The organism is Streptomyces sp. PA03-3a (assembly GCF_033792735.1).
Classification (GTDB): Bacteria; Actinomycetota; Actinomycetes; order Streptomycetales; family Streptomycetaceae; genus Actinacidiphila.
In genome coordinates this window covers 256,709-272,074 of the sequence record NZ_JARAVM010000001.1, presented here as the reverse complement: position 1 = coordinate 272,074, position 15,366 = coordinate 256,709, and the positions used below count along the sequence as shown (strand labels likewise).

The window sequence follows — 15,366 nt, the reverse complement described above, 5'->3', positions numbered from 1 at the left end:
ACTCCCCATCCGTCCGGATGGGTTCGCCGCCGCACACCACCCCACTTACCAAAAGTTAGCGGCTAATCCCCTCTTTGGGTCGCGGCAGCCGGGTGCTCCACGGTGGAGACGTGGGACCCGCACCTCGCACCCCCCGGCGACGCGGGCCACCGGGCTCCCCGGCGCCATGACGCCGGGGAGCCGCCCCACGGGGACACGAACCCACCTGACGCAACTGGAACTTCACATGGCCACCCTGCTGCACCTCGACTCCTCCCTCCACCCGGGCTCCGACTCCCGCTCCCGCACCGTCGCGCTCTCCTTCCGCGACGCCTGGCGCGAGCAGCACCCGGACGGCACGGTGCTCTACCGCGACCTCGCCGCGGACCCGCTTCCCCACCTCGACGTGCACGGATTCTCCGCGGCGTTCGTCGACGCCCCGTCCCGCACGCCCGAGCAGGAAGCGGCCTTCGCGGGCCGGCTGACCCTGATCGAGGAGCTGGAGCGGGCCGACGCCGTGCTCCTCGGCGCCCCGATGTACAACTTCACGATCCCCTCGACGCTCAAGAGCTGGATCGACCACGTCCTCATGGTCGGCCGCACGACGGGTGACACGTCCAGCGTGAAGGGCGTGCCGGTCACCGTCATCGCCAGCCGCGGCGGCTCGTACGCGCCCGGCACCCCGCGGGAGTCCTCCGAGTACGTCCAGAACTACCTGCGGGCCATCCTCGGCGAGTACATGGGCCTGGAGCTGGACTTCATCGTCCCCGAACTCACCGCGGCGGCGTCGAACCCGGCCATGGCCGAACTCGTCCCGCTGGCCGAGGCCTCCTGGGCCCGGGCGCTGGAGGACGCGACCACCAAGGGCAAGGAGGTCGCGCAGCGCGTCAGGGCCGCCTGACGCCTGCCCGTCCTGCCCGCGCCCCGCCCGTGTCCTGCCCCTGTCCGCCGCTGCCCCACCGGGGACGGGCAGGACACGGCCGGCTCGCGCCGGGCCTGGTACCGGGAGGCATAGGAACAGCGTTCCGTGGCCGGCGCCGCCGCGTTGACGCAGCCTTGACCCTGTCCAGCACACCTCGCACGGCCTCCCGCCGCGGCGACCGCGCCCCGTTCGGAAGATGCGCATGAGCAACCAGACGACCACCCACCACGGCCCCGCCGCCCCCGGCCCGGCCTCCGGCGCTCAGGAGACCGTCATCGACGGTCTGGCACACCTGGTCGACGACCTCGCGCAGGCGATGGCCACCACACCGGAGGCCGTCCTGGCCGGCATGTCGGACGACGTACTGCACGCCCTCTTCCGCCTGCACGTCCAGGGGGAACCCTCGCGCGGCCCGCGGCCCGACGGCGAGCCGGAACCCGGGCGGAACCGGGCTACGAGGTAAGGCCTGCCTCGCCTGCCAGCTTTCCTCACGAAATGTACATTTACATGGTGAACGACCGATTGGCGCTGCTCGCCGCTGTGGAGAAGGGCATCGCCGAAGGCGAGGTGCTCCGGCTCGCACTGCAGCACGCGGTCGCCGAGCTGGACGGGCTGGGCGGCACGGTCCACCTGTGCGGGCCGATGTCGGCGCTGCGCCTGGTGTCGACGGTCGGGCTGTCCTCGGGGTCCGTACGCCCATGGGAGATCATCGACCAGGAGAGCCCCGCGGTCCCGGCCCGCGCGGTGCGGCGGCGCGGGCGCGTGTGGGCGGCCGACGGCTCTGCGGGCGCGGTCCGGCCCTTGGCGGGGAAGGGGTGGCCCGGCACGGGGCTGGCGTCCGTGGCGCTGTCGGACGGCGTGAGCTCGGTGGGGTCGCTGACCGTCGTGACCGGCCCGGCCGGAGAGCCCACCGAGGAGCAGTGGCGCTTCCTCGAGGCGGTGACCGCCTGGGCGCAGGAACGCGTGGACCAGGCCCCGCCCCCGACCCGCCCCACACACGAGGAACCCAGCGGCAGCCGGCTGCGGCAGGCCCTGAAGGCCGTCGAGGTGGGCACATGGGACTGGAACATCCGCACGGGCGAACTCGCCTGGGACGACGCGGCCATGGCCGTCTACGGCACCGATCCCGCCGACTTCGTGCCCCGGGTCGAGAGCTGGATGAAGGTCGTGCACCCCGACGACCTGCGCTGGACGCTCGCCGCCGCCGAGAAGGCGATCCGGGACCACGGCGTGTTCGAGGCCGAGTACCGGGTGCGCCGCCCGGACGGCAGCTACGGGTGGACCGAGACCCGCGCCAAGGTCGTCCTGGACGACAGGGGCGAGCCGTACCGGATGATCGGCACGGCGTGGGAGAGCAACGAGTCCCGGTCCGCGCGCGACGCGTTGAGCCGCGCGCTGCGGTACATGAGCGACGGCTTCCTCTCCGCCGACGAGGACTGGCGGATCACCTTCGTCAACATGGAGGCGGAGGACGTGCTCGGCTCCTCCGAGGCGGAGCTGTTCGGCCGGGTGCTCTGGACGCTGCCCTCGGTGCGGCAGGTCCCCGGGCTGGAGTCCCGCTGCCGGGAGGCCGCGGCCAAGGCGGCGCCCACGAGCTTCGACGTACGGATGCCGGACACGGACTCCTGCTACCAGGTCCGGCTGGTCCCGCTGCCCGACGGAGTGACGCTCTACTTCACGGACGTCACCGAGCGGCGCAGGCACGAGGCCGAACGCGCCGCCGCAGAGCGCGCGGCCGGCGAACGCGCGGCACGGATCGCCGAACTCACCGCGGCCCTCGCCAAGGCGACGACCTCGCGCGACGTGGTGGACGCCGTCGCCCAGCGCGTGCTGCCGCCGTTCGCCGCCACCGGGCTGCTGGTGCAGGCGCTCGAGGACGGCAGGGCCTACAACGTGGGGTCGGTCGGCTACCCCCAGTCCTTCCTCGACAACCTCCACGGCCGTCCCCGGGGCGCCAACGACCCGGTGTGGGAAGCGATCTCGACCAGCGGGCCGGTCTTTGTCTCCTCCGCGGAGGAGTACTCGGCCCGCTACCCCGCGATGGCGGACCGCCCGCACCTGTCGGGGAAGGGATCGTGGGCCTTCCTGCCGCTGACCGCCTCCGGGCTCACCTTCGGCGTCTGCGTGGTCGCCTTCGACCAGCCGCGGCGCCTGACGGACGAGGAGCGCACCCTGCTGAGCGCCATCAGCGCCCTGGTGGCCCACGCCCTGGAACGCGCACGACTCTACGACGCCGAGCACACCCGCTCCCGGGAGCTGCAGAGCGCCCTGCTCCCCCAGCAACTGCCCGCGCTGCCGTCCTGCGAGCTCGCCGCGCGCTATCTGCCGACCGAGCAGGGCGCGGACGTCGGGGGCGACTGGTACGACGTGATCCCGCTGTCCGCCGGCCGGGTCGCGTTCGTCATCGGCGACGTGATGGGTCACGGCCTGTCCGAGGCGGTCACCATGGGGCGCCTGCGTACGGCGGTGCACACCCTGGCCGGCCTCGAACTGCCCCCCGACGAGATCATGGGGCATCTCAACGACATCGTCGGCGGACTCGGCTCGGACTCCTACGCGACCTGCCTGTACGTCCTCTACGACTCGACCACCGGCACCTGTTCGGTCACGCGCGCCGGGCACCCCCCGCCCGCGGTCGTGCATCCCGACGGGACCGTGCGCTTCCCGAAGGCGGCGCCGAACCCTCCCCTGGGGGCGGCCGAGCAGCCGTTCGAGAGCGTCGAGCTGCAGATCCCCGAGGAGAGCATGCTCGTGCTGTTCACCGACGGGCTGGTCGAGTCCTCCGAGCGCGAGATCGACGAGGGCCTGGGCGACCTGGCGCGGCTCCTGGCCGACGCGGACAGCGCCGACCTGGGCACGCTCTGCGACACCCTCATCTCGGGGCTGCTCCCCGTCGGACGGACCACCAGCGACGACATCGCACTCCTCGTCGCCCGCGTCCACGCGCTCGCCCAGGACCGGATGGCCTGCTGGCCGCTCCCCGAGGACCCGCGGGCGGCCGGGATCGCCCGCAGGCACGTCCGGGACCAGCTGGCCGCCTGGGGCCTGGAGGAGCTGACCCCGACGACGGAGCTGCTCGCCAGCGAGCTGGTGGGGAATGCCGTGCGCCACGGCAGGGGCCCGATGGCACTGCGGCTGCTGCGGGACATCGACCTTGTCTGCGAGGTCTCCGACGACAGCCTGACGATGCCCCGCATCCGTCACGCGTCCGAGACCGACGAGGGCGGCCGGGGACTGCAGCTCGTCGCCTCCCTGTCCCAGCGGTGGGGCACCCGCTACACCCCGAACGGCAAGTGCATCTGGACGGCACAGCAACTGCCCGACCCCGACGTCCGCGTGCCGTCGCCGCAGCCGTTCGACCTGGACGCCGTACCGCCCCTCGAGTGACCGTCCGGCGGTCCGGCTCCCCTTCGCGGACAGCGGCACCGCACGGGCGGTGGTGGCGGGGCCGCCGGCCGGGGGCCGCGATGTGACACGTCTGTGACAGTCGGCGGACAGGGCGAAGACGCCACAGCGCGAAGGTGGTGGATGTAGGGCAAAACGCCCTAAACGGACATCCATCTCCCGCTTCCGAGGGCGCGAGCAGCCACGACAGCCGCCCCGCCGAAGGACACCCCCATGAGCCCCGCACCCGCCACGCCCCCCGCCGACACCGACGCCGAGACGGGTGCCGACACCGGCACCGGGCTCCCCGAACTCGCCCCCCGCGAACGCGAGACCCTCCGCCACATCGCCGCGGGCCGCACCTACCTCCAGACCGCCCGCCACATGGGACTGTCCAAGCACACCGTCGACGCCTACCTCCGCCGCATCCGCGCCAAGCTCGGCATCCACAGCACCGCCGAACTCACCCGCACCGCCATCGCACTCGGACTGTGAGCCGTACGGCCCCGTCCGCCCGCGAGGTCAGGACCGGCCGAAACCGTTGAGGAACGTGTCCACCACGAGGTCGGCCGCCCGCGGCGGTTCCACGTCGGGGAAGCGGTGGGCGACGGTGTCCACCAGCTGGTCGAGGGTCGCCCTCACCCACTCCGGGGAGGCGTCGGGACGCAGATACCCCTCGTCGGCGGCGCGCCGCAGGAAGGCGTCCAGCCGCGCGCTCTGCTCGGCGCGCCGGCGGTCCGCGTCGGGATCCTGCCGCATCATGCGGCGCGTGTCGACGGGCCACTCGCGGCTGACGGGGACGATCCTCTCCACGTAGCGGTGCAGGGCGACGGGCACGGGTGCCTCCATCAGCCGCGCCTCGTCCAGGACGCGCTCGGCGGAGTCGAGTTTCGCGTGGAAGACCGCATTGAGCAGCGCTTCGCGCGTGGCGAAGCGGCGGTGGACGGTCGTCCGGTCCACCCCCGCCGCGGTGGCGATGGCCGACATCGAGGTGCCCGGGTCCTCGGCCAGCAGCCGAGCCCCGGTGCGCAGGACCACTGCGAGATTACGTGCCGCATCAGCTCTCATGATGGCGACATGATAACAGCGAGTCGCAGTTAGACGTACATCACCATCACTACCGCAGCATCAGCAATCATCAGTGCTACATTGGTGTTGCAGTTAGTCGACGAGCTTCCACAGTGATCTCGGTTCCACCTATCGGCCCGGGAGCGCTCGTCACAGGACAGGAGGAACGTTCCATGGCACGTACGTGGCTGATCACCGGTGGTTCCCAGGGTCTCGGCCGGGCCCTCGCGGTTGCGGCGCTGGAGGCCGGGGACCAGGTCGCCGTGACCTCGCGCAGGCCGGAGGCACTGGCCGGACTGGCGCAGGCCCACCCCGAGCGCCTGCAGAGCCTCGCGCTGGACGTCACCTCGCCCTCCGGCGCCCGGGACGTGGTCGCGGCTGTGGTCGAGCGCTTCGGCGGCCTCGACGTCGTGGTCAACAACGCGGGCTACGCCACCAACGGCACGGTGGAGGACTTCCCGGAGGACGAGTTCCGCGCGCAGGTCGAGGCGAACCTCTTCGGGGTCGTCAACGTGACGCGGGCGGCGCTGCCCGTGCTGCGCGGCCGGCGTTCGGGACACTTCGTGCAGATCTCGTCCATCGGGGGCCGCGTCGGCGGCACGCCGGGCCTCAGCGCCTACCAGACCGCCAAGTTCGCCGTCGCGGGCTTCTCGGAGGTCCTCGCTAACGAGGTGGCCCCGCTCGGCATCAAGGTGACCATCGTGGAGCCGGGCGGCATCCGCACCGGCTGGGCCGCCGGCGCCGCGCTGACCTCGGGCCCGATCACGGCCGACTACCGGCAGACCGTCGGGCTGTGGGGCGAGCGGTTCGCGGCCTACAGCGGCCACGAGCCCGGCGACCCGGCCCGCATGGCCCGCGCGATCGTCGACGTCGTCGGCGCCGAGGAGCCCCCGCGCCGCCTGCTGCTCGGCAGCGACGCCCTGGAGATCGCGCTGAGCGCCGAGGAGGCCCGGCTCGCGGAGGCCAGGACGTGGGCGGACGTCAGCCGTTCCACGGACCACCCGGCCGTACCCCGCTCCATCTGACCCCCGGGCCCGGCCCCCGCCGTCTCCCACTCCCTCGCCCCCACCGGAAGGACATGACTGATGATCATTCGCGACAGGCTCTACATCGGCGGCTCCTGGGTGACCCCCAGTGACCCGGACCTCCTCCTCGACATCCGCTCCCCCCACGACCGTTCCGTGCTCGGCCGGGTGGCCCAGGCGGCCGACGCGGACGTCGACGCCGCCGTGGCCGCGGCGCGCGAGGCCTTCGACCACGGCCCCTGGCCGCGCACCGACCCCAAGGAGCGGCAGGAGGTGATCCGCCGGGTCAACGCGCTGCGCGAGGCCCGGTCCGACGAGATCGCCGCGGCCATATCCGCCGAGAACGGTTCGGCGGGCTGGTTCACCAGGGCCGGCCAGCCGTTCCTGACCCGCCAGGTCGCGGCCTACCTCAAGGCCGCGGCGGAGCTCGGCTGGGAGGAGGTCCTCGAACCCTCCGACCCCTCGGTGGACTTCGACACCGTCGTCAGGCGCGAGCCCATCGGCGTGGTCGCCGCCGTCATCCCCTGGAACTCGCCCTTCTCGGCGGCCACGGCGAAACTCACCCCGGCCCTGCTGGCGGGCAACACCGTGGTCCTGAAGGTCTCCCCGGAGAACTCGCTGAGCATGATGCTGCTGGCGGACCTCTTCCACGAGGCGGGTCTTCCCGAAGGCGTGCTCAGCGTCCTGCCCGCGGACCGGGAGACCAGCGAGCACCTCGTCTCGCACCCGGACGTCGACAAGATCGCCTTCACCGGGTCGACCCGCGCCGGCCGGCGGATCGCCTCGATCGCCGGCGAGCAGCTCAAGCGGATCAGCCTCGAACTGGGCGGCAAGTCCGCGGCCGTCGTCCTGGAGGACGCCGACCTGCCCGCCGTGATGCAGGGGCTGCGCTTCGGCTCCCTGGCGAACAACGGCGAGGCCTGCATCCTGCAGACCCGGATCCTGGCGCCGCGCAGCCGTTACGAGGAGGTCGTCACGGCCCTGAAGGAGATGGTGGAGTCGCTGAAGGTGGGCGACCCCTCTGAGCCGGACACCTTCATCGGTCCCATGATCCGCCGCGACCAGCAGCAGCGCGTGATCGACTACATCAGGCTGGGGATCGAGGAGGGCGCCCGCCTGGTCACCGGCGGCCCCGAGGTGCCGCCCGGGCTGGAGCAGGGCTACTACGTCACCCCGACCGTGTTCGCGGACGTCGACAACGGCATGCGCATCGCCCAGGAGGAGATCTTCGGCCCCGTACTGGTCGTGATCGCCTACGACGACGAGGACGACGCCGTGCGCATCGCCAACGACTCCGAGTACGGCCTGTCCGGAGGCGTCTGGACCGCGAGCCCCGAGCGCGCACTGGCGGTCGCCCGCCGGCTGCGCACCGGCACCGTCACCCTGAACGGCTCCCCGATGAGCTTCGACGGCCCGTTCGGCGGTCACAAGGCGAGCGGCGTCGGCCGCGAGTACGGCGCGGTCGGCCTGACCGGCTACGTCGAGTACAAGACCATCACCCGCCGGCGGTGACGGGGCGGGCCGGGCCCGGACGGTGTGGCGCGCCCCGGGCCCGGCGGTCACCGGCCGCGGCGGCGCGAGCGGGGGTCAGGTGCCGTCGGCGTGGAGGTTCTTGACCTTGATCCAGTCACGGCTGCGGCGACCGGGCAGATACGTACTGGTCAACCGCTTGGCCACCACCCCGTCATACCCCTCCTGCCGGATGTAGTGCAACGCCTCACTCGCCATCGCCGGCCAGTACGGCGGCACCACCACATGCGGCCCCGACACCCCCAGATCATCCAGCAACGCCCGCCGCGCCGTGAACGGCGAATGCAACACCGGCTCCCCCAGATGCAAGATGTCGTACACCACCAACTGCACCGGCATCGCCGCCGCGGCCTCCGCCACCGCCGCCGGATGCCGCACACTCATCCGCCGCTGCAATCGCTCCACCGACACCCCGCCATGCTTCCCCAACGCCACCACCTCCCCGTCCAGCACCCCCACCAGACCCGGCGGCAACACCCCCGCCAACCCCTCCAACTCCGGATACCCCGCCGTCACGTCCTGCCCGATCCCCGACACCAACCGCACCCGCCCGTCCCCCGGCAGATACACCAGCACCCGCGCCCCGTTGAACAACGGCTCGAACCCGTACTCCGCCTCCGCCGCCGCCCCCGGCAACGGCCCCGCCACCGCCAGCATCGGCGACCACGCAGGCAGATCGGCCCGAACCACGGAATCCGCAGGAACACGCGTACCCATATACACCAGCATCCCCCCACACCCCCCGACCGGCGAATCAAACACCGCACGGCCCGGGCGTCGCGGACCCGCCCCGGCCTGGCCGGCCGGGAGCGGGCCGCGTGGAGGTCATGCCGGTGTGCCGGCGAACTTCGGGTTCGCGCCGTACTGGTTCTCCGAGGGCCCGCCCTCGATGCAGAAGAAGACCAGCAGAACGATCGCGCCGACGATCGGCACCAGGCCGATCAGCAGCCACCAACCGGAACGCCCGGTGTCGTGCAGGCGGCGGACGGACACCCCGAGGGTGGGCAGGAGCACCGCGAGGGCGTAGACCGACTGCAGGTAGTCGAAGCCGATGGCGCGCCCCACGAAGAGGAGCACGATGCTGACCACCAGGTTGACCAGCGCGAACATCCAGTATTCGGTGCGGCGCGCGCGTCCGCCGAAGACGGCGTACTGCTTGAGCACGTCCAGGTACCAGTGCATACGGAACCCCCCAAGGTCGACGACCGTAGGCCCGTCCGGTGCGGTCGGGCAGGCGGAATGTACGATTTTGTAGTGCACGGGTCAAGATATCCGGCGGTAAAAGTCCTTGATCCGCTTCATGATGTTCCGCTCGTACCGCCGCGATGGGGGTCCGGCAGTCATACACCGCCGCTTTCGGGGTAGGCGCGGCGCGAACAGCCGGATTAACCGGCCGGCACGCACACCCACCGCGGAGGTCCTCCGATGTCCCCCCAGCCCCAACCGGGTCGGCCCACGGCGTCCATGACGTTCGACCACATGCTGGAGCGGGTGCGGTACGACGGCGTCTACCCCACTCGGGAGCGGGCCGAGGAGGCCGTGCGCGCGGTGCTCGCCGCCCTGGGCCGCCGGCTCATCGGCGACGAACGCGTCGCGCTTGCCGCGTGCCTGCCCGTCGAGGCGGCGCTCGTCTTCACCGCCGAGATCCCGGAGATCAGGCCCATCACCTGCGGCGCCTTCGTCGAGGACCTGGCCGCCCGCTCCGGCGGCACCACGGCCACGGCACGCTGGGACAGCTGCACCGTGCTGACCGTGGTCGCCCGGCTGGCCGGACGCGACCTGACGACACGCGTCCTCCGTCAACTGCCCTGCGACTACGCCCCGCTCTTCGGCCGCAACGACCTCGTCAGCGCCGCCTGACGGAGGCCCGCGAGGGCTACAGGTGCCGCATCCAGAGGTTGGACTCGGCGTAGACGCCCCGGTCCCGCTCACGGTCGACCTCCACGAGGTCGAGTGCTCCCGGGACGACGTAGCCGCCGGTCCGCGGGAAGGCCATGCCCGCCCACGCCTCCCACTCGGCCACGGTGCCGGTGATGGAGCGCGGCGCGGCCGCGAGGACGGTCGCTCCGAGCCGTTGGTGGGTGCGGATCCAGGGGTCGAGATGCAGGCCGTCCGGGCGGGTCCAGCCGGCGAAGTCCTCCATCGCCGTCAGCGGGTACCGTGCCTTGAGCGTGGGCCGCACCGGCGCGATCACGCGTCGCAGCCCGGCTTCCCCGGCGCGGTCGCCTAGCGCCGTGAGCACCCTGGCGGCCAGTCCGCCGCCGAGGCGGTCCGGACGCACGGCCGCGACCATGACGCAGAGGGTGTCCGGCACGACGCAGGCCTCGTGCCCGGTCACCGCCGCGGCCATGGCGGCGTCGTACCCGTCGGGCAGCGTGCCTGCCTCCCCGTCCCAGCACAGCGCGACCCCGGCTCCGCCGGCCACCACCTCGCCGCCGTCCAGCAGCAGCACGTCGAACCGCGGGAAGTACGCCCGCGCCCGGCGGCGGTACTCCGCCGAGGACGGGGCGTGCAGGATGAACTCCGGCCACCCGCCCCAGAGCGCGGCCCGCGCCTGCTCCCGAAGGTCGGGGCGCTCGCCTGCCGTCACGGTCTCGGTCTCGGGCACGCTGGGGATCCTAGCCAGGGCGATCGCGCGACGCGCGGCACGGCGGCGGACCACGGGCCGGGCTCAGGACTCCCGTGCGGAGGTGTACGCGCCTGCCCGGTCCTGTTCCGGCGCGCGCTTGGCGGCACCGCCCGTCGCCACGATCCGTGACGCCGAACGCGCGGCCCCGCGGCGGCGCCGGGCCAGGAGGCGGGTGGCGACCAGCGCGGCGGCGCCCGCGACCACGAGCACGGGGATCGCCAGGAGCCCCGCCCGGTGGAGCAGTTCGGTGGCGGCTGCACCGGCGAAGTAGCCGAGCAGCACATTGCCGACGCCCCAGACCAGCGACGCGGCGCTGCTGTAGAGGAAGAAGCGGCGGTACGGCATGCCAGAGGCGCCCGCGACAAAGGGCAGGAAGGTGCGGACGAAACCGACGAACCTACCGGTGAACACCGCCGCCCCGCCGTGCCGCACCAGGAAGTGCTGGGCGCGTCCGGTCCGGCTGTCGGGCCGTATCCGGTGCATGCGGCTGCCCGGGTGCCGCTCGCAGTGCCGTCCCAGCGCGAAGCCGAGGCTGTCACCGAGCATGCCGCCGGTGACCACGACGGCGGCCAGGAGCAGGGGGTTGAGGTCCCCCCGGCCGGCGATGGCAGACGCCAGGAGGATGACCGTCTCCCCGGGGAGCAGCAGACCGACGAACGCGCTGGTCTCCCCCGCCGTCACGGCGAACACGACGGCGTACGTCCACCATCCGGCCGCCTCGATCAAGCCGTCCAGGTGCATGGCCGTCAGCCCGCCTGCCGCAGCGGCGCCGCTTCGGGAGCGCGTCGCACCCGCCGCCGGTAGGGCACGAGGCGCGCGGTCAACCAGGCGAGCACCGGCACGCCCGCGGCGAGGAGGAAGCCGGCCACCGGGTCGTCGGCGGTCGCCACCGCCGCCGCGACCGAGGACGCGGCGACCGCCGCCACGGCGATCCGCGCCCAGGCGGCCGGAACGGTGGCGACGACGGCGAGCGCCGTCAGGAGGTACCAGCCCGCCCCGGCACCGGGGAGGGCGAAGTAGTCCGCCAGGTAGTCACGGGCGGGGGACGTCCCGCGCACCGGCACGCGGCCCATCGACGCGGAGAGCGCGAGCCCGGCCGCGCTGGACAGCAGCAGTGCCACGGCGACCCGGACGTAGACCGCGGGATGCCGGTTGGCCAGCCAGAGGAGGGTCACCGCCATCAGCGGCCAGGGGGCCACGGCGTGGATTCGGTCGAGCGCGTGTGCCGCGTCCTGGCCCAGCGCCGTCCAGCCATCACTCGCGGATGGGGATGGGTTCACCGCGGCCTCCTGATCAGCCGGTTCAGCGTCGCCACGGCGGCGCGTCGAGATCGTCTTCCGATCAGGCAACCGGACGTGGCTCTCCACTTATTTCCGCCGTGACGCACCTAACAGCGCCCGCCGGCCCGGCGATACGGTCAGCCGGGGCCGTGAACCGGGCGGCCCGGCGCCCGCAGGCCCTTGGCCTCGGCGTTCCCCAGCAGCGCGCGTTCGGTCTGCAGCGGGGTGGGCGCGGCCGGCAGGGGCCCCGCGTGGACGGGCCTGCAGGCCTCCAGCAGGAAGGCCACCAGGCGCCGCCAGGCGTGCGGGGCGGCGCCCCGGGTCACCTCGATGACGCCCGCGTTGGCCATCAGGAACAGCAGGACGTCCTCCGGAACGACGTCCTCCCGCAGGACCCCGGCCTCCTGTGCCCGGCGCACGAGTTCGGCCACGGCACGGTTCTGGCGCTCGCAGGAGCCCGCGGCGACCCGCGAGTTGGGGAGCCTGAGGACGAGCAGGTCACTGAGGCCGCGGTCGGCCGCCATGGCGCCGCACAGCCGCTCGACGAACGTGCTGAAACCCGTCCACGGGTCCTCGCAGAGCAGCGCCTCCTCGGCGATGGCCCCGACCTGCGTCAGTTCCTCCGCGAAGGCGGCCTCCACCAGTTCCTCGCGCGACGGGAAGCGCCGGTAGAGCGTGCCCGCGCCGACTCCGGCGCGCTCGGCGACCTCGTCCATCGGCGCGTCGAGACCCCGCTCCTCGAAGATCTGGCGCGCGGCGGCCACGATGCGCCGCCTGTTGCGCAGCGCGTCCGCGCGCAGTCCCCGTTCGGCGGATCGGGGGCTCTCGGTCGCTGCCATACATCCAGGCTACCAAGCGGAGAGGGCTCTCCGGATGGAGCAGCGCGGGGTCCGGGCGGGGCACCGGCGCGGAGCCGGCGATCGGCCCCCGGCTCCTCGCCGGGGGACCGCGGGGCCGGTCGTGCGCCTATCGTCCGGCCGTACCGTCGTCGGACGAAGACGCGCGGGCGGCTCGTCCGTGCCGCGACCCAGGTCATGAGCGTGTGTGTCGAGGAAGTCCGGGTTGTAGGGGTGGTCCTGGAACCCGGGGAAGGCCCCCATGCCAGCACGCACAGCCCCTCGTTCCCCTCGTTCCCCGCGCCCGGGGCGCCCCGCTCGGCCTCGCGCCATCGTGGCCGTCGTCCTGCTGGGCGGCTTCGCCTTCGCCCTGCCGCAGTCCCTGAGCAACCCGGTGCTGCCCCGGTTGCGGAAGGAGCCGGGCACCACACAGACGCACCTCACGTGGGTCGTGACCGCCTTCAGACGGGCGCGGCGGCCGGGGTCAGCGCCAACGTCCGCACCGTCGGCGGCGCCCTGGGAGCGGCGGTCGTTGGAGGGATCGTCGGCGCCCGCGCCGGCGACGGCGGGCCGTCCGCCGAGGCCGGGTACCTGCGGCTTCGCCGCGCTCGGCGTCGCCGGGGTGGGCACGGTCCTCGCCGCGTGGCTGGTGCCCCGCCGGGGCGCGGCCGAACCCGCCGCGGCGAAGGGCCCGATCGCGGACCGCTCCTGACGGGACACCGGCATCCACGGACCGCGGGCGGCGGCTCAGGAGCCGGAGGAGGCGTCCTTCCGCAACGGGGCTCCCCCGGCCGCCAGGCGCATGAGCGGGGTGTCGAAGTCGACCTCGGCGGCGGTGTGCTCGGCCCGCGTGGCGTTGCCGTCGAACCGGTGCCGGTAGCCGGACCAGGCCCGGTCGGCGATCGCGTCCCCGACGCCGCTGGCCATCAGCGCCGCGAGTTCGACGGCCGCCCGGCCGATGCGGTCCCCCAGCGCCGACGCGCCCCAGTCCTCGGGGGCGGCGAAGACCGACGTCGGGACGGAAAGAGCGCGCAGGTAGGCGAACATGGGGCGGACCTGGTCCTCGACGACCAGCGCATGACGCGGGCTGCCGGCCGTCGCGGCGAGCAGGACGGGCTTGGCGACGACGAGGTCGTCGTCCAGGACGTCGAAGAACGACTTGAACAGGCCGCTCACCCCCGCGGTGTAGACCGGGGTCGAGGTGATCACACCGTCGGCGGCGGCCAGTTCGCCGATCGCCGCCCGCAGGCTCTCACCGGGATGTCCGGAGACGATCGCGCGGGCGATGTCGACGGCGAGCGGGCCGAGTGCGATCGAGCGGGTGGTGGCCGTGCGGCCCTGCTCGCCCAGCGCGGTGACGGCCCGGTGGGCGATGCGGTCGGCGAGCAGCCTCGACGAGGAGGGGTCGCTCACCCCCGCGTCGACCACGACGAGCGTGAGCGGGCCTTCGGCGGACACGTCGCCGGCCCGGGTTTCGGTGCTCATGGCTCAGCCGACCAGGGGCCGTCGCGCGCCGACCGACGGATCGCCGTCCTGGTACGGCGAGGCGCCCGTGACGTTGTCCCCCCGGTTGGGGTTGGGCCGCGGCTGCCGCGGCCGTGCGTCACCGTACTTCGCCCGCACCAGGCCGGCGTGCGTGGGGGCGTCGGGCACGCCCGGGGCGCGCAGCGAGGCCATCTCCTTGCGGAGCACCGGCACCACCTCGGTCGCCAGCAGTTCCACCTGCTCCAGCACGGCCTCGAGGGGCTGGCCCATGCCGTCCACGTTCCACAACTGCCGCTGGTAGTCGCCGAAGCGCTCCCGGAAGTCCATCGTCTTGTCGATGACCTCCTGCGGACTGCCCACCGACAGAGGGGTGAGCTTGCGGTACTCGTCGAGCGAGCTCCCGCGGAACAGCGGGAACCCCTCGAAGTACGGGCGGAACGCCGCGACCGCGTCCTGCGAGCGCCTGGCGATGTGGACCTGGCCGCCGAGGCCGACGATGGCCTGCTCCGGGGTGCCGTGGCCGTGGTGCGCGAACCGCTGCCGGTAGAAGGCGACGAGCCGTTCGAAGTGCCCGTACGGCGCGAGGACGTTGTTGGCGAAGAAGCCGTTGCCGTAGTAGGCGGCCTGCTCGGCGATCTCCGGGGTGCGGATGGAGCCGTGCCACACGAAGGGCGGCACGTCGTCGAGGGGGCGCGGGGTGGAGGTGAAGCCCTGCAGGGTCGAGCGGAAGTTGCCCTCCCAGTCCACGACGTCCTCGCGCCACAGGCGGTGCAGCAGGTTGTAGTTCTCCAGGGCCAGCTCGACGCCCTTGTGGATGTCCTGCCCGAACCAGGGGTAGACCGGGGCGGTGTTGCCGCGGCCGAGGACGAGGTCGACCCGGCCCTTGGCGAGGTGCTGCAGCATCGCGTACTCCTCCGCGATGCGCACCGGGTCGTTGGTCGTGATCAGCGTCACGGAGGTGCTCAGTGTGATCCGCTCGGTGAGCGCCGCGATGTGGGCCAGGATCGTGGTCGGCGAGGACGGGATGAACGGCGGGTTGTGGTGCTCGCCGATGGCGACGACGTCCAGGCCCACCTCGTCCGCGCGCCGGGCGATGCGGACGATCGCGTCGATGCGCTCCGCCTCGCTCGGGGTGCGTCCGCTGACCGGGTCCCGCGTGACGTCGCCGACTCCGAAGATGCCGAATTGCATGGTGGTTCGTCCTTCTGGTGTGCGGAGGATGGGGGGA

Annotated in this window: 17 protein-coding genes; 8 read left to right on the top strand and 9 right to left on the bottom strand. The window is 73.0% G+C overall.

Going from position 1 to position 15,366, the window contains the following annotated elements; all coding sequences use genetic code 11:
- The first annotated feature begins 226 nt into the window (after positions 1-226).
- The 4 genes from PV342_RS01250 (at position 227) to PV342_RS01235 (ending at position 4,780) form a co-directional block, all read left to right on the top strand.
- Positions 227-880: an FMN-dependent NADH-azoreductase gene (locus PV342_RS01250; protein ID WP_018560175.1), complete on the top strand. Its 654-nt coding sequence runs from the start codon at positions 227-229 to the stop codon at positions 878-880.
- Between the two features lie 223 nt (positions 881-1,103).
- Entirely contained in the window at positions 1,104-1,364 is a 261-nt protein-coding gene (locus PV342_RS01245; RefSeq protein WP_400796931.1) for a hypothetical protein, read from the top strand.
- Positions 1,365-1,411: 47 nt separating this feature from the next.
- Complete coding sequence (locus PV342_RS01240; protein ID WP_500315602.1) at positions 1,412-4,288, top strand: SpoIIE family protein phosphatase; 2,877 nt, start codon at positions 1,412-1,414, stop codon at positions 4,286-4,288.
- 231 nt (positions 4,289-4,519) lie between these two features.
- Positions 4,520-4,780: a response regulator transcription factor gene (locus tag PV342_RS01235; RefSeq protein WP_018560178.1), complete on the top strand. Its 261-nt coding sequence runs from the start codon at positions 4,520-4,522 to the stop codon at positions 4,778-4,780.
- A gap of 27 nt (positions 4,781-4,807) precedes the next feature.
- Here the strand turns inward: PV342_RS01235 and PV342_RS01230 are convergent, their stop codons facing one another.
- A complete protein-coding gene (locus PV342_RS01230) occupies positions 4,808-5,353 on the bottom strand; it encodes a TetR/AcrR family transcriptional regulator (protein WP_386994505.1) in 546 nt (181 codons plus the stop codon).
- 173 nt (positions 5,354-5,526) lie between these two features.
- Here PV342_RS01230 and PV342_RS01225 point away from each other — a divergent pair, with 173 nt between their 5' ends.
- Both PV342_RS01225 and PV342_RS01220 read left to right on the top strand, forming a co-directional pair.
- Positions 5,527-6,378 (top strand): oxidoreductase, encoded by an 852-nt coding sequence (locus PV342_RS01225; RefSeq protein ID WP_500315601.1) that lies wholly within the window; start codon positions 5,527-5,529, stop codon positions 6,376-6,378.
- 60 nt (positions 6,379-6,438) lie between these two features.
- Positions 6,439-7,890, top strand: a complete 1,452-nt coding sequence (locus tag PV342_RS01220) for an aldehyde dehydrogenase (protein ID WP_361013024.1) — start codon at positions 6,439-6,441, stop codon at positions 7,888-7,890.
- A 75-nt stretch (positions 7,891-7,965) separates the two neighbouring features.
- Here PV342_RS01220 and PV342_RS01215 read toward each other — a convergent pair whose 3' ends face one another.
- Entirely contained in the window at positions 7,966-8,637 is a 672-nt protein-coding gene (locus PV342_RS01215; RefSeq protein ID WP_500315600.1) for an ATP-dependent DNA ligase, read from the bottom strand.
- A 96-nt stretch (positions 8,638-8,733) separates the two neighbouring features.
- Positions 8,734-9,090 carry a DUF805 domain-containing protein gene (locus PV342_RS01210; RefSeq protein ID WP_386993767.1) on the bottom strand — a complete coding sequence of 119 codons (357 nt, stop codon included), beginning with the start codon at positions 9,088-9,090 and terminating at the stop codon, positions 8,734-8,736.
- A gap of 282 nt (positions 9,091-9,372) precedes the next feature.
- On the opposite strand from PV342_RS01210, the gene PV342_RS01205 reads away from it, so the two are divergent.
- Complete coding sequence (locus PV342_RS01205) at positions 9,373-9,768, top strand: DUF2267 domain-containing protein (protein ID WP_500315599.1); 396 nt, start codon at positions 9,373-9,375, stop codon at positions 9,766-9,768.
- Positions 9,769-9,784: 16 nt separating this feature from the next.
- Here PV342_RS01205 and PV342_RS01200 read toward each other — a convergent pair whose 3' ends face one another.
- The 4 genes from PV342_RS01200 to PV342_RS01185 form a co-directional block, all read right to left on the bottom strand.
- Entirely contained in the window at positions 9,785-10,516 is a 732-nt protein-coding gene (locus PV342_RS01200) for a hypothetical protein (RefSeq protein WP_500315598.1), read from the bottom strand.
- A 63-nt stretch (positions 10,517-10,579) separates the two neighbouring features.
- A complete protein-coding gene (locus PV342_RS01195; protein WP_400796953.1) occupies positions 10,580-11,278 on the bottom strand; it encodes a DedA family protein in 699 nt (232 codons plus the stop codon).
- A gap of 5 nt (positions 11,279-11,283) precedes the next feature.
- On the bottom strand, positions 11,284-11,817 hold the full coding sequence (locus tag PV342_RS01190) for a hypothetical protein (RefSeq protein WP_400796956.1): 534 nt from the start codon (positions 11,815-11,817) through the stop codon (positions 11,284-11,286).
- A 137-nt stretch (positions 11,818-11,954) separates the two neighbouring features.
- Positions 11,955-12,656, bottom strand: coding sequence for a TetR/AcrR family transcriptional regulator (locus PV342_RS01185; protein ID WP_400796959.1), 702 nt, complete (start codon positions 12,654-12,656; stop codon positions 11,955-11,957).
- Between the two features lie 331 nt (positions 12,657-12,987).
- Between PV342_RS01185 and PV342_RS01180 the strand changes: the two genes are divergently transcribed.
- Entirely contained in the window at positions 12,988-13,365 is a 378-nt protein-coding gene (locus PV342_RS01180) for a hypothetical protein (RefSeq protein WP_500315597.1), read from the top strand.
- Positions 13,366-13,400: 35 nt separating this feature from the next.
- On the opposite strand, the gene PV342_RS01175 is transcribed toward PV342_RS01180, so the two are convergent.
- Together PV342_RS01175 and PV342_RS01170 are read right to left on the bottom strand one after the other, a co-directional pair.
- Positions 13,401-14,138: a CE1759 family FMN reductase gene (locus PV342_RS01175; protein ID WP_500315596.1), complete on the bottom strand. Its 738-nt coding sequence runs from the start codon at positions 14,136-14,138 to the stop codon at positions 13,401-13,403.
- A gap of 3 nt (positions 14,139-14,141) precedes the next feature.
- Positions 14,142-15,329 carry a CE1758 family FMN-dependent luciferase-like monooxygenase gene (locus PV342_RS01170; RefSeq protein WP_406273449.1) on the bottom strand — a complete coding sequence of 396 codons (1,188 nt, stop codon included), beginning with the start codon at positions 15,327-15,329 and terminating at the stop codon, positions 14,142-14,144.
- Positions 15,330-15,366: the final 37 nt, after the last annotated feature.

Bases quoted from the DNA above. Each gene is read 5' to 3' on its own strand.
- PV342_RS01250 (WP_018560175.1), top strand. From the start codon at position 227: ATGGCCACCCTGCTGCACCTCGACTCCTCCCTCCACCCGGGCTCCGAC.
- PV342_RS01245 (WP_400796931.1), top strand. From the start codon at position 1,104: ATGAGCAACCAGACGACCACCCACCACGGCCCCGCCGCCCCCGGCCCG.
- PV342_RS01235 (WP_018560178.1), top strand. From the start codon at position 4,520: ATGAGCCCCGCACCCGCCACGCCCCCCGCCGACACCGACGCCGAGACG.
- PV342_RS01230 (WP_386994505.1), bottom strand. From the start codon at position 5,353: ATGAGAGCTGATGCGGCACGTAATCTCGCAGTGGTCCTGCGCACCGGG.
- PV342_RS01225 (WP_500315601.1), top strand. From the start codon at position 5,527: ATGGCACGTACGTGGCTGATCACCGGTGGTTCCCAGGGTCTCGGCCGG.
- PV342_RS01220 (WP_361013024.1), top strand. From the start codon at position 6,439: ATGATCATTCGCGACAGGCTCTACATCGGCGGCTCCTGGGTGACCCCC.
- PV342_RS01215 (WP_500315600.1), bottom strand. From the start codon at position 8,637: ATGCTGGTGTATATGGGTACGCGTGTTCCTGCGGATTCCGTGGTTCGG.
- PV342_RS01210 (WP_386993767.1), bottom strand. From the start codon at position 9,090: ATGCACTGGTACCTGGACGTGCTCAAGCAGTACGCCGTCTTCGGCGGA.
- PV342_RS01205 (WP_500315599.1), top strand. From the start codon at position 9,373: ATGACGTTCGACCACATGCTGGAGCGGGTGCGGTACGACGGCGTCTAC.
- PV342_RS01195 (WP_400796953.1), bottom strand. From the start codon at position 11,278: ATGCACCTGGACGGCTTGATCGAGGCGGCCGGATGGTGGACGTACGCC.
- PV342_RS01185 (WP_400796959.1), bottom strand. From the start codon at position 12,656: ATGGCAGCGACCGAGAGCCCCCGATCCGCCGAACGGGGACTGCGCGCG.
- PV342_RS01175 (WP_500315596.1), bottom strand. From the start codon at position 14,138: ATGAGCACCGAAACCCGGGCCGGCGACGTGTCCGCCGAAGGCCCGCTC.
- PV342_RS01170 (WP_406273449.1), bottom strand. From the start codon at position 15,329: ATGCAATTCGGCATCTTCGGAGTCGGCGACGTCACGCGGGACCCGGTC.